The sequence below is a fragment of the Glycomyces buryatensis genome (assembly GCF_004912275.1).
GTDB classification, from domain to species: domain Bacteria; phylum Actinomycetota; class Actinomycetes; order Mycobacteriales; family Micromonosporaceae; genus Glycomyces; species Glycomyces buryatensis.
Map to the genome: position 1 here is coordinate 1 of NZ_STGY01000079.1, position 13,020 is coordinate 13,020.

General features: G+C 68.3%; 9 protein-coding genes and 1 pseudogene. 3 read left to right on the forward strand and 7 right to left on the reverse strand.

Going from position 1 to position 13,020, the window contains the following annotated elements; all coding sequences use genetic code 11:
* Positions 1–615: 615 nt before the first annotated feature.
* Positions 616–1,503: pseudogene (locus FAB82_RS28200) on the reverse strand (SDR family oxidoreductase).
* 61 nt (positions 1,504–1,564) lie between these two features.
* On the opposite strand from FAB82_RS28200, the gene FAB82_RS23975 reads away from it, so the two are divergent.
* Positions 1,565–2,215 carry a hypothetical protein gene (locus FAB82_RS23975; RefSeq protein ID WP_136537093.1) on the forward strand — a complete coding sequence of 217 codons (651 nt, stop codon included), beginning with the start codon at positions 1,565–1,567 and terminating at the stop codon, positions 2,213–2,215.
* Positions 2,216–2,269: 54 nt separating this feature from the next.
* Here the strand turns inward: FAB82_RS23975 and FAB82_RS23980 are convergent, their stop codons facing one another.
* From FAB82_RS23980 to FAB82_RS24005, 6 genes are all read right to left on the reverse strand, one after another.
* Positions 2,270–2,761, reverse strand: coding sequence for a hypothetical protein (locus FAB82_RS23980; RefSeq protein WP_136537094.1), 492 nt, complete (start codon positions 2,759–2,761; stop codon positions 2,270–2,272).
* 101 nt (positions 2,762–2,862) lie between these two features.
* Complete coding sequence (locus tag FAB82_RS23985; RefSeq protein ID WP_136537095.1) at positions 2,863–4,455, reverse strand: polyamine aminopropyltransferase; 1,593 nt, start codon at positions 4,453–4,455, stop codon at positions 2,863–2,865.
* The gene (locus FAB82_RS23990) at positions 4,452–4,880 is read right to left on the reverse strand and encodes a DUF350 domain-containing protein (RefSeq protein WP_246039801.1); all 429 of its coding nucleotides are present in this window, start codon (positions 4,878–4,880) and stop codon (positions 4,452–4,454) included. The genes FAB82_RS23985 and FAB82_RS23990 overlap by 4 nt, the downstream gene beginning before the upstream one ends.
* A 50-nt stretch (positions 4,881–4,930) precedes the next feature.
* Complete coding sequence (locus FAB82_RS23995) at positions 4,931–5,425, reverse strand: DUF4247 domain-containing protein (protein ID WP_136537096.1); 495 nt, start codon at positions 5,423–5,425, stop codon at positions 4,931–4,933.
* Positions 5,426–5,458: 33 nt separating this feature from the next.
* Complete coding sequence (locus tag FAB82_RS24000) at positions 5,459–5,959, reverse strand: DUF2617 family protein (protein WP_136537097.1); 501 nt, start codon at positions 5,957–5,959, stop codon at positions 5,459–5,461.
* 42 nt (positions 5,960–6,001) lie between these two features.
* Positions 6,002–6,610 (reverse strand): DUF4178 domain-containing protein, encoded by a 609-nt coding sequence (locus FAB82_RS24005; RefSeq protein ID WP_136537098.1) that lies wholly within the window; start codon positions 6,608–6,610, stop codon positions 6,002–6,004.
* Positions 6,611–6,769: 159 nt separating this feature from the next.
* Between FAB82_RS24005 and FAB82_RS24010 the strand changes: the two genes are divergently transcribed.
* Positions 6,770–11,653: an NAD-glutamate dehydrogenase gene (locus FAB82_RS24010; RefSeq protein WP_136537099.1), complete on the forward strand. Its 4,884-nt coding sequence runs from the start codon at positions 6,770–6,772 to the stop codon at positions 11,651–11,653.
* Positions 11,654–11,813: 160 nt separating this feature from the next.
* Entirely contained in the window at positions 11,814–12,983 is a 1,170-nt protein-coding gene (locus FAB82_RS24015) for an ROK family transcriptional regulator (RefSeq protein WP_136537100.1), read from the forward strand.
* Positions 12,984–13,020: the final 37 nt, after the last annotated feature.

A 13,020-nucleotide genomic window follows, 5' to 3' on the forward strand; every position in this document is an offset into this window, starting at 1 on the left:
AGCGGCCGACCCGAAGCGGAAACCCACCACTCCATCGCTGATCGCCTGAACCCCAAATGATGCGCACCCCGACAGCCAGTAGACCGCCACCGCACCAGGCAGACCTCCGCTGTCGCTGATCCGTCTGAAGACCGACTCCCACGCACCTCGACGGCCGGGAAGTCTAGGCCAAGTCGAGCAGGCCAATTCCGTCACGTCCGCGACGACGAACGCCTCAGCACTCGCTCGGAGTCATTCACACGCTCGCTCCGCATCGTCACCATGACCCGCCGACTATCCATAAGCGAACAACGGACAGCTTCCAAGAAGCAGTGGCGCCAAACGGAATCGCCTGGGATCGCGCGGTGACGCGCCTTCATCCACCGTGTCCGAAGTCGCGCCGAATACATTGGGGCCAAAGTTTTTCGCGGCAAGATTCTTGGGACATAAACTTGTCCGCCGTTGCACTATGGAGATGTCCGGTGACTATGGGATTCTGGGTAACTCGACGACGGGTCCCCGGAGTTCAACCTCTCCACCACCGACTTCCAGGCCCTCCTCCACGCCGCCGGATAGCCGCACCCCACCACCGCCCTGAAACCGGTCGTTGCAGACGGCCGGAAATTGCGCCCTGCGTCAGCGGAAGTCAGCGGCGCGGTCGGCGGCCCAATCGGCGAACGTGCGGGGCGGACGGCCGGTGATCGCCTCGATGTCGGCGGCCTCGGCGGCCAGGCGCTCCTCGTTGTCCTGGTCGGAGTTCCACCCGACGATGAAGTCGATCGTCTCCTCGCTCATTCCCATGCCGCGCATGCGGTCCTTGGCCTGGGCCTCGGTCAGCTCCTCGTAGCGGATCGCGCGGTCCAGTTCCCGCGACAGGATCTCCACCTGCTGCGGAACGGTCAGACCCTCCGGGCCGACCAGCAGGTAATCCTTCCCGGCGTGGCCCTGTCCGGTGAGGGCGGCGGCCGCGACCGCGGCGATGTCGGCCTCGTGAATGACGTAGTGAGCGACGTTCGCGAACGGTTCGCGCACTACGCCTTCGCTGCGGATCTCCTCGGCCCAGAACATGGTGTTCGACATGAAGTTGCCCGGCTGGACGATCGTCCAGTCCAGGCCGCTCTGCCTCGCGGCGTCCTCGACCGGGCCATTGAAGCCGTTCTACAGCACCGTCACCCGCTCGACTCCGGCCTTCGCCGCCATTGCCAGCAGCTCCTCGGGCCGCTCCAGGGCATCGAAGGAAGCGCCTTGGGAGGCAAGGAGATGAAGTGCGGTGACGCCGTCGAACGCGGTTCGCAGACTCGCGTGGTCGCTGAGGTCGCCCTTCACGGCTTCGACGCCGTCGGGGAACTCGGCGGCGTTCGGGTCGCGGGTGAGCGCCCGAACGGAGTGGCCGGCCTCGGTGAGTTGCCGGACCAGGTGGCGGCCGACGTTCCCGGTCGCGCCTGTGACCAGAATGGACATTGCATTGCCTCCTGAGCGTTGTGAAGCGTCCTTTCGGTGCAACGGTGCGGGCAACCGCGGCATTCCATGATCGCGGGCGAAGAGTCGGTGTCGTCGGGCCTGGTTCTGCGCTTAGGCTGCTGGCGTGATTGAGTTCGAGGAACTGCGCGGCCTGAATCACCGCGATACCGCCGTCCGGCTGCTGGCCGACGGATGGAACGTCTGCGGGATGGGGGACTGGGCGACCGTCTGGCGCTCGCCCGATGGGACCCGAGTGGCCCGAGTAAGTGCGTTCGAGCCCGCATACGGCGTGTTCGTTCGCTTGTGCCGCAACCTGGACCGGCATCCCATGCTGCCCCGGATCGACTTCGACGCCGAGCTGTTCGGCGGCGGGCGGATCACGGTGATGGAGTTCTTGCGGCCCGCGTCGGCTGCGGAGCGGTCGGCGGTCCTGGCGCGGTGGGACGAGGCGGCCACTGATGATCCCGTCTCCGCCTTGCGGCGCGAGGCGGAGCGGTTGAACGCGGAGGCGGCGGCGACGATCCCGTTCTGGGGCGCGCTGGACCGCAATCCGAGCAATGTCATGAGGCGCCCGACAGGGGACCCGGTGCTCGTCGACCTGTTCTACGCGGACGGCCCGGAGATCTACCGGGTGCTGCTCGAGGACCCCGCGAAGATCTCTTCGGCGTTCCCCGCCGAGCGGCGCGCGTTCATCGATGAGATCGCGGTGATCGCCCGCGAGTCCACACCGGAGGAGATCGCCGCCCTGCGCGCGGCGGCCGCCTCGATCCGCTGAACGAAACCGGGCCCGAGCGCTGATGCGCTTGGGCCCGTTCGACATTGACGCGGACTACGCGACCGGCGGCTGGGCGACCGGTGGCTGTGCGGCCGGCGGTTCGGTGACCTGCGGCTGGGTGGCCTGTGCCTGCTGTTGCTGTTGGACCGCCACGAGCACCTGGGCCAGCCGGCCGACGTCCTCCTTGTTGACGCCGAAGCCGGGGAGCTTGCGCTGCTTGCCGTTCGGCAGTGAACGCATCACCTGGACGCCGTTGAAGTAGACCTGCTCGCCCTTCGGTGAGCCGTACGTCTTATTGAACTTCCCGATCAGCGCGTACATGACCAGGGTCCCGGTGGCGGGATCGTAGGAGTAGTACGGCCTGCTAAAGGAGAGGATGCCGAAGATCAGGAGCAGCGTCCCCGTGAGGAGGTAGAACGAGAGCACGCCTCCGAGGAGCGCCACCACGCCGACGATGAGGAGCACGCTGCTGACCACGGTCATGGTGATGGAGTAGCCGGTGGCGTATCGGACACGGATGATCTGAGGGTGGTCTTGTGGGGTCACACTATTCTCCTGTGGTGCGTGGGCAAGCGGGGCAATGCAGAGATATTAGCGTGCCTCACGACCACTTGCGAGAGTGTATAACCCGGACGACCTGGGGCAAGTCAGTAGTTTCGCCATTCCGATTGGACCTGGTCGAGAATGATCGGTTCCATCAGTGTCGACGGCGGCATGTCCATCTCGGCCCGATCGGGGGCGAAGACCTGCGCCGCCTCGAGTAGCTCGGGAGTCAATGATTTGAATGGTCCCACCGACTCGTCAAGGGACAGTTCGGGTTCGGTGCCGGAGGCCTGGACGAGGTGGAAGCCCCAGTCGCCGAAGGAGGGGACCGAGACCTGGTACGGGGCCGGCTCGTAACCGGCCGCGCGCAGCGTCGAGGCGATGGTCCAGTACGTCTTCGGGGCGAAGTACGGCGAGCCGCCCTGCACGGCCATCCGGCCCGACTCGTTCAGGTGGGACGTGACGATCTCGTAGAACTCCAGCGAGTACAACTTGGCCGTCTCGGTCGCGTCCGGGTCGGGCATGTCGACCACGATCACGTCGTAGGACTCCTGATGCTCGCGCATCCAGTTGAAGGCGTCGTCATTGATCACGTTCATGCGCGGGTCGCGGAACGCGTCGCCATTGAGGTCGACTAGGTCTGGGAAGTCCTTCGCCAGATCGGTGACGGCGGAGTCGAGGTCGACCAGGGTCACCGACTCGACGTCGGGGTAGCGCAGGATCTCGCGCGCGGCGAGCCCGTCGCCGCCGCCGAGGACCAGCACGTTCCGCCTGGGGCCGTCCATGGCCGGGTGCACCAGCGCCTCGTGGTACCGATATTCGTCCACTGAGGAGAATTGAAGGTCGCCATTGAGGTACATGCGCAGGTCCGGTTCGCCGCTCAGTGCGACCGACTCGGTGAGCACGACCTGCTGGTACTGGCTGTCCTCGCTGTAGACGATGGGGGCGGCGTACAGGGCCTGCCGCGCCGAGGTCTCGAACCGGTCGGTGTAGGCGAACGCGGCCGCCAGGAGGAGCGCGGTCCCGGCGGCGCCGACCGTCAAGAGCTGCTTCTGGATCTTCGTCAGGTCGGCGCGGAACAGGATCAGGATCAGGACCACGCCGGCGATGGCGTTGACCGCGCCGACCAGGAGGGCGCCGCGGATCTGCCCGAAGAGCGGGAGCAGCAGGAACGGGAAGGCCAGGCCGCCGAGGAGGCCGCCGAGGTAGTCGGCGGCGTTGAGGTCGGCCACGGCCGCTCCGGCCGCCTGCCTGCGGATGCGCTGCAACAGCTCCATGAGCAGCGGGATCTCGGCGCCGACGAGCAGTCCGATGGCGAACGCGACGATCACCAGCGGTATGGAGTACATCGTCGTCCACGCGAAGGCCGCGTACAGCAGCAGGACGCTGAAGCCCCCGAGGACGGCCAGAGCCAGCTCGATGACCGCGAAGGTCAGGGCCGGGCGCTTCTGGAAGGGCTTGGCGGCCAGGGCGCCGAGGCCCATCGCGAACACCATGACGGACAGGACGATCGCCGCCTGCGTCGCGGTATTGCCGACCAGGTAGGAGCCGAGCGTGATGAGCGCGAGCTCGTAGACGAGCCCGCAGGCGGAGACGGTGAACGCCGCGGCCAGCAGCCCGAAGCGGGCCAGCCGGACGCGGCGGGAAGGGGCGGCCGGGGCCTCCCGAGAGGCCCCGCGGGTGTCCGTCGCCGTCAAGACAGGGCCATCGCGATGACCCCGCCCAGGGCGAGGTGCATCGCCGCGTTGACCCAGACGGCGGGCTGGATCTCCTCGGAGACGACGATCTCGCCGAGCTTGCCCGGGGTCAGCCAGTCCATGACGAGGAAGGCGACGGTCATTGCGGCCAGGCCGATGAGCCCGTAGATCGCGGTGGAGACCACGCCCTCGAGCAGGTCGCCCTCGGAGGCCCAGATGGCGCCGACGACGATGAGGCCGACTCCGATGGTGTTGGAGGCCAGCAGGATCGCCGCGTTGGTATTGCGATCGGACCAGATCTGCTTCCCGAGCTTGCCGGGCGTGAGCCAGTCGACGATGAAGTATCCGAACACCATGAGCGCGATGCCGATGGCGCTGTAGGCGAAGGCGCCGACCGCGCCGGTGACGAGGTCTTCGACCATCATGAAAATTGCCTTTCGGTTGGGCTGGTGGGACCGGGTGCGCTGCCTGGCGGCTACTTGCCGGAGCCGGGGCCGCCGCCCCGGAACGGCCCGGGCGGCGAGGACGGCCATCCCCACAGCAGGAACACGCCCGAGTAGTGGTTGTACCCGCTCTTGTAGTCGTGCAGGAGGATCTTCGAGCCGCCGGACGTGCCGTTCGGCGAGACCGCCACGATGTGCTTGGAGTACTGGAGGTAGTACGTGCCGTTGTCGCTGCGCTCTTCCCGCGGGTCCGCGTCGTCGGCGATCTCCGAGGCGACGGTGGCCGGGCTCGACGCGGACGTGTAGGCGGTGCCGCCGCCCTCGTCCAGGGTCGCCTCGCGGGTGTAGTGCGACTTGATGGTGTCGGTGGGGTCGTTGAAGTCGGTGTTCGCCAGGATCACGCCGCCGCAGCACAGCGCGATGACGACCACGATCGCGGTCCAGTGCTTCCAGTTCAGGCCGCTCAGCGGGGAGGGAGCCGGCTCGTCACCGGAGTCGTAGCGTCGGGGCCGATCGTCGTCGTACATGCGGGCTCGTCCTTCTCAGGATGGGGGATCGGTTCAGCCTACTGCGGTGACCGTGCTGGAAGTGGTCACGATCTGGCCGTACTGCGGGTAGGTGTGGACGGTGCGCCAGGCCAGCGGCGCGGTGCCCGTGACCTCGAGGGCCGTCACCGCGTCGGGCTCGTCGCCGAAGACGCCGAGCAGGAAGTCCGGCTCCTCGGCCCGCTCCCTCAGTTCCCGGACCCGGCTGCGCAGCACTTGAACCGTCACCGACTTGACTTCGCATTCGTAGCGGTGCTGCCAGGCGCCGACCCGCTGACTGAACTGGTCGGGCAGATCGGGCTGGAGCCCGGAGCGGTAGGCGAGGGTTTCGGCGATGAGGCCGCCGGGCGTGGCGACGACGGCCTGGTGGCTGGCGCCGAGGAGTCGCAGCGACAGCCGCAGCGGCCCGGCGTCGCGCTCCATCCGATCGAGCACCGGCATCGAGGGGGCGTCGGGGCGGAAGGTCAAGGACCCTGCCGAGACGTCGATGTACGGGATCTCGAGAGACGTAATCAGCGTTTACTCCGGTTCGGGTGGTGGTGGGCGACGGGCGGGCAATCACGATTCGTTCTGGTGGTAGATCGTGATCTGGTTGCGGTCCAAGGTGAGTCCCTTGGCGACCTCCCACTTGGCGCCGTCGCCGTAGGCCTCGAACGACAGCTTCTGCCCGCCCGGCCCGGCGTAGTCGTGGTAGCGCAGCGACCCGGTCGGGGCCAGCCCGGTGGTGGCCTCGCTGTTGTAGCGGGCGGTACCCTGCTCGTCGGAGCGGTACGAGACGCCCTCGTGGCTCAGCTCCCGCGGGCCCGGCTTGAGGTCGGAGTCGGTGATCTCCTCCCACAGCACCAGCTCCAGGTCGGGATCGGCCTCGACCGACAGCCACCGCTTGACGCCGGTGCCGGTGTCCAGGAAGTGCTCGGCCCAGGCGTAGTCGCCCTCGGTCAGGCGCAGTGTTCCGCGCACGGCGAGGGTCTTGCCGTAGGCCTCGACGAGGTCCCCGGCCTTGACGCGCTTGGGGTCCCCGCGCAGGACATCGGAGTCGGTGTCGGCGAACGGGTCGAACGGCCCGGGCACTTCGGCCTCGGCCTCACGCCGGCGGGTGTTCCGCCGCCACAGCCACCAGATGAGGACGGCAAGCGCGGCGAGCACGAGAATGACGGCGATTTCCATCGATCTGCCTCTGGGTTTGGGGGACTGACTCGTTGATCACTCTACAGTCGTTGCGGACACCTTGTGTAACCCCAGACGGGCCGAAGGCGCCTAGGATCTTAGCCTGTAGGCGGTTCACAATGAAGTGGGCTGAGTCGATTCGACCTGGAGACTGACGACGTGCTGGCGTTCATCGGAGACGAAGAGTTCCGCGAGACCCTCCCAGACCGGGAACAGCTGTTGACCGAGGCCGCGAGCCTCGCCGGTTCGGACGGATCGCTTGCCCGCCTGGTCAATCTGTATTGGAGCCTGGTCGCCGACGATGACATCGTCGGCCGCAGTGCCCAGCAGTTGTTCGAGACCACCGCGCATCACCGCCGCCTCGCCACTCGGCGGGTCCCCGGCGAGGTGTGCATGGAGCTGGACTGCCCCGAGGATTCGGACGGGCCCGACGCGGCCGCCTCGACGCGCGTGGACATCGTCTGCGACGACATGCCGTTCCTCGTGGACTCGCTGACCGGCCTGTTCAACAAGCACGGCATCGACATCACCGTGTTCGTCCACCCCATCGTCCCGGTCGTGCGCGACGAGAGCGGGGAGCTCGTCGAGGCCGCCGTCGAGCGGAGCGCTGTCGAACCGGCCGCCTCGAACGCAAAGCCGGACTCGGTCAGCAGCGAGTCCTGGATGCATATCGAGCTCCAGCGCGTGGCCGACCCCGACTTCCTCTCCGGTCTGGAGGTCGAGATCCGCTCGGTCCTGTCCGACGTGGCCGCCTGCGTCGGCGACTGGCAGGCCATGCGCGCCAAGGCCATCTCCATCGCCGCCGAACTGTCCAGCACCCCGCTCCCGGTGCCCGACAAGGACATCGACGACACCATCGAGCTGCTGCAGTGGCTGGCCGACGACAAGTTCACGTTCCTGGGCTTCCGGCAGTACAAGCTCACCGGCGAAGGCGACGAGCGCGCCCTGACCCCGCTCGCCGAGACCGGCCTGGGCCTGCTGTCGCGCGCCCCCGTCGCGCCGCGGCCGCTGTCGTCTTTCAACGCCGACGCGCTCAATCAGATCAGCGCCAAACGCCTGCTGGTCATCACCAAGTCAAATGCCCGCTCCACGGTCCACCGCACGTCCTTCATGGACTACATCGGCGTCAAGACCTTCGACGCCAGCGGCGAACCGGACGGGGAGCTGCGCTTCCTCGGCCTGTTCACCTCGGCCGCCTACCTGTCCTCGGTCACCGAGCTGCCGGTGGTGCGCCGCAAGGTCGAGGAGGTCCTGGCCCGCTCCAACGTGACCCTGTCCTCCCACTCCGGCAAGGACTTCGTCAACGCCCTGGAGACCTACCCGCGGGACGAGCTGTTCCAGGCCCGCACTGAGGACCTGTACACGACCGCGATGGGCGTGCTGCGCCTGGCCGGGCGGCGCCGGCTGCGCCTGTTCGCGCGCCGGGACGTCTACGGCCGCTTCTACTCCTGCCTGGTCTACCTGCCGCGAGACCGGTACAACACCGAGAACCGGCTGAAGATCCAGCAGATCCTGCGCCGCCGCCTCAACGGCGCCGCCGTCGACTACGACGCGCGCGTCACCGAGTCGGTCCTGGCCCGCCTCCACTTCGTGGTCCGCATCGACCCCTACGCCGAGGTCGGCCCGATCGACTTCGACTCGATCCAGTCCGAACTGGCCGACGCGACCCGCTCCTGGGACGCCGACCTCGCCCTCCAGCTCGACCACCACGTCGGTGAGGGCCAGGCGAGGACCCTGTTCCGCGCCTACGCCGAGGCCTACCCGGCCGCCTACAAGGCCGAGCACACGCCCATCGACGCCGCCAAGGACATCGCGAAGCTGGAGATGCTGCGCGAGCCCGGCGATATGGAACTGCAGCTGTTCCGCCTCGGCGGCGACGACGCCAACATCCACTTCAAGATCTACTCCTTCGAGAGCCCCGTCGGTCTCTCCGAGGCCCTGCCGGTGCTGAGCCACCTGGGCGTCGGCGTCTCCGAGGAGCGGCCGTACCACATCGCCCGCTCCGACGGGAAGATCTACCTCCACGACTTCGGGCTCACGATGCGCGGCAAGGCCGCCGAGCCGGTGCCGCAGATGCGCATCCGATTCGAGAACGCCTTCCGCGCCGTCTGGGCCGGCGAGGCCGAGTCCGACCGGTTCAACGAGCTCATCGTCGCCGCCGGGCTCACCTGGCGGCAGGTCGTCATCCTGCGCGCGCTGGCGAAGTACATGCGCCAGTGCGGGTTCGTGTTCTCGCAGGACTTCATCGCCTCGACCCTGTGCGCCAACCCGGCCATCAGCGCCGGCCTGGTCGCGCTGTTCGAGGCCCGCTTCGATCCGCGCGTCGGCGACGACCGCGACACCGCGGTGGAGCGCATCGACGAGTCCCTGGCCGACGAGCTCGCCAAGGTCCCGAACCTCGACGCCGACCGGATCCTGCGCGCCTTCCTGACGCTCATCCGCGCGACGCTTCGCACGTCCTACTTCCAGAAGGCCGCCGGCGGCAGGCCCAAGGAGTACGTGTCGTTCAAGTTCAACGCCCGCGACATCGGCTTCCTGCCCAGGCCCCGCCCCATGTTCGAGGTGTTCGTGTACTCCCCGAACTTCGAGGGCGTCCACATGCGATACGGGCAGGTCGCGCGCGGCGGGCTGCGCTGGTCCGACCGCCGCGAGGACTTCCGCACCGAGATCCTCGGCCTGGTCAAGGCCCAGGAGGTCAAGAACACCGTCATCACCCCCTCGGGGGCGAAGGGCGGCTTCGTCCTCAAGCGCGTCGGCTTCGCCGACCGCGCCGATTTCCAGGCCGAGGGTGTCAAGCGCTACCGCGAGTTCATCTCCTCGCTGCTGGACATCACCGACAACCGCGACGCCGACAACAATGTCGTGCCGCCGCCGAACGTGGTCCGCCACGACGGCGACGATCCGTACCTGGTCGTCGCCGCCGACAAGGGCACTGCCACGTTCTCCGACATCGCCAACGCGGTGGCCGCGTCCTACGGCTTCTGGCTCGGCGACGCCTTCGCCTCCGGCGGCTCGGTCGGCTACGACCACAAGAAGATGGGCATCACCGCGCGCGGCGCCTGGGAGTCCGTCAAGCGGCACTTCAGAGCGGAGAACGTCGACACGCAGTCGACCGACTTCACCGTCGTCGGCATCGGCGACATGTCCGGCGACGTCTTCGGCAACGGGATGCTCCTGGCGGAGCACATCCGCCTGGTCGCGGCGTTCAACCACATGCACATCTTCATCGATCCCAACCCGGACGCGGCCAGCTCGTTCGCCGAACGGCAGCGCCTGTTCGAGATGCCGCGGTCGTCGTGGGCCGACTACGACCCGGCGCTCATCTCCGCCGGCGGCGGCGTGTGGGACCGGGCGTCGAAGTCCATTCCGATCAGCGCCGAGGTCAGGGCCGCGCTCGGCATCGACCCGGACATCAAGGACCTCACCCCGCCCGAGCTCATACGCGCGATTCTCACCTCGCCGGTCGACCTGCTGTGGAACGGCGGCATCGGCACCTACGTCAAGGCCTCGACCGAGACCGACGCCGACGCGGGGGACAAGGCCAACGACTCCGTCCGCGTCAACGGCGAGAGCCTGCGCTGCCGGGTCGTCGGCGAGGGCGGCAACCTCGGGCTGACCCAGCTGGCCCGTATCGAGTTCGCCCAGCGCGGCGGCCCCGGCTCCGTCGGCGGTCGCTGCAATACCGACTTCATCGACAACTCGGCCGGCGTCGACACCTCCGACCACGAGGTGAACATCAAGATCCTGCTGCGCTCGGCCACGCTGAACGGCCAGATCAACCCCGAGAGCCGCGACCGGCTGTTCATGGGCATGGCGGACACGGTCGCCGACATGGTCCTGGCCGACAACTACGGCCAGAACCTGGCCCTGGCCAACGCCAGGAAGCTCGCCAAACGCCTCTTCCCCGTCCATATCAGACTGATGAAGTCGCTGGAGAAGACCGTCGGGCTCGACCGCGAGATCGAGGGGCTTCCCAGCGACAAGCAGCTCAAGGAGCGCACCGCCGCCGGCCAGGGACTCACCGAGCCCGAGCTGTCCGTCCTGCTCTCCTACGTCAAGATCTGGGCCTCGCGCGCCGTTCTCGACTCGAAGCTGCCCGACGAGGACTGGACCATGCCCGTCCTCCACAGCTATTTCCCCGCGGCGCTGCGCCAGACCTGCGGCGACCACATGGCCGAGCACCCGCTGCGCCGAGAGATCGTCACCACCGCCGTCGTCAACGAGGCCGTCAACCGCTGCGGCACCACGTTCCTGTTCCGCATCGCCGACGAGACCGGCGCTGACGTGGTCGACGTGGTGCGCGCCTACGTCATCATCCGAGACGCCTTCGGGCTGCGCGAACTGTGGCACCGCATCGAAGCGCTGGACAATAAGGTCCCGCAGGACGCCCAGGTCGAAGGCCTGCTGGTGATCCGGCGACTGCTCGACCGCGGCGTCCGCTGGCTCGTCCAGCACCGGCGTGGACCGCTCAACGTGGCCGGCGAGATCGGACGCCTCCGCCCCGGCCTGGCCGTGCTCCAGCCAGAGCTGCCCGAGCTCTTGATCGCCTCCGAGGCCGTCGGCTTCGAGGCCTTCTGCACCCAGCTGGCCGAGAAGGGGATGCCGGCCGCGCTGGCGGTGGACGCGTCCTCGCCGATCTTCGGATTCGGCCTGGTCGACGTGGTCGAGTGCGCACGGCTGCTCGGCTCCGACCTCAAGGCGACCGCGAAGGTCTACTACGGGATCGCCGCGCGGGTGCACCTAGACGACGTGCTGAACCAGATCTCGGCGCTGCCGCGGCGCAACCGCTGGCAGACGCTGGCGCGTTCGGCGCTGCGCTACGACCTGTACGGGGCGATGGCGGCGCTGACGACGAGCGTGCTCCAGGCGCTGCCCGACACCGAGCCGTCCGATGCGGTCGACTTGTGGGCCAAGCGGAACGAGGCCGAGATCGCGCGCATCCACGAGGCACTGGAGGAGGCCGAGCACTCCGACGAGAAGCTCGCGGTGCTGTCGGTGGCGCTGCGCCAGATCCGGGCGCTGGTGGAGACCGAGGTCGACTAGACGGGTGGTCGCAAGCGGCCGACAGGGGCCGGGGGCGAGTAGCGCCCTCGGATCGCTGAGAGGCGGCGCGCGCAAGCGTTAGGGGTGGTGAAGGACCCCCTTACAGCGGGTGAAGTCGAGTGGGCGCCCTGTGGATAATGTGTGCTCGGAGGAGAAACGAATGCCGAAGAGCCACACCCCAGGGGTCCCGAAACTGCTGCGCGTCCTCAACGACCAGGCGGCGCTGAAGCTCCTGCTCGATGACGGGCCGCAGACCCGCGCCCAACTCGCCGAGCGGACTTCGATGTCGAAGGTCACCGCCTCGCAGATGATGGAGCGCCTGCAGACCCGCGGACTGGTCGAGGTCATCGGCTCCAAGTCGGGCGGTCGCGGGCCCAACGCGTCGCTGTACGCCGCGGTCCCGACCTTCACCTATGTGGTAGGCATCGAGGTGGGCCTGACCAGCGCCAAGGGCGCCTGCGCCGATTTCACCGGCCATATCGTCGGCCGCGCCGAGATCCCCGTGGAGGGCTCGACCGACCCGGTGTCGGTGGTGCGGCGGGTCGTCACCGACTCCGTCGCTGACGCCGGCATCGAGATGTCGAAAGTGGAGCGCGTGGTGCTGGGCACACCCGGCGTCATCGACCCCGGCAGCGGCGATATCGGGTTCTCCTGGAACCTTCCGGCCTGGCACCGGGGTCTGCGCACGGCCCTGAACGAGCAGTTCGGCGCCGAGGTCGCGATCGAGAACGACGTCAACCTGGCCACGATCGCCGAGCAGCGCTCGGGCGGGGCAGGGGGAGCGTCGGACTTCGTGTACGCCTGGTACGGCGGCGGTCTGGGCCTGGGCGTCATGCTCAATGGACGTCTGTACCGGGGTGCGACGGGCGCGGCCGGGGAGATCGGCTTCCTGCCGGTGCCCGGCGGCGAGCTGCCGACCGGCGGGGTCGTCACCCGCCTGTCGAAGGGCTCCTACCAGCGCGTCATCGGCGGCGACGCGGTCATTGACATCGGTGCGAAGCACGGTTTCCCGGGCGCCGAACCGGAGGACGTCGTCCGCGCCGCCATCGAGGCGGGGGAGGAGGGCGCGGCCTGCCTCGACGAGATCGGCAAGGCCATGGCCCTGGGCATCGTGGCGGTGTGCGTCCTGCTCGACCCGACCGTGGTGGTCCTGGGCGGACCGGTCGGGTACGCGGGCGGCCTCGTGCTGGCCGGGCGGGTCGCGGCCCACACGACGCAGCTCGCGCCCGTCAATCCCTCGGTCGTCCCCGGCACGGTGATCGAGGAGCCGGTGATGCGCGGGGCGATCCTGCACGGCCTCGACGCGGTGCGCGAGGGCCTCTTCGCCTGAGCTGAAAGCAAGAGGGCCGGACCGATACCGGTCCGGC

Excerpts from the sequence above, each read along its gene's own strand:
- FAB82_RS24005 (WP_136537098.1), bottom strand. The coding sequence starts at position 6,610 with ATGGAAATCGCCGTCATTCTCGTGCTCGCCGCGCTTGCCGTCCTCATC.
- FAB82_RS23995 (WP_136537096.1), bottom strand. The coding sequence starts at position 5,425 with ATGTACGACGACGATCGGCCCCGACGCTACGACTCCGGTGACGAGCCG.
- FAB82_RS23990 (WP_246039801.1), bottom strand. The coding sequence starts at position 4,880 with ATGATGGTCGAAGACCTCGTCACCGGCGCGGTCGGCGCCTTCGCCTAC.
- FAB82_RS24015 (WP_136537100.1), top strand. The coding sequence starts at position 11,814 with ATGCCGAAGAGCCACACCCCAGGGGTCCCGAAACTGCTGCGCGTCCTC.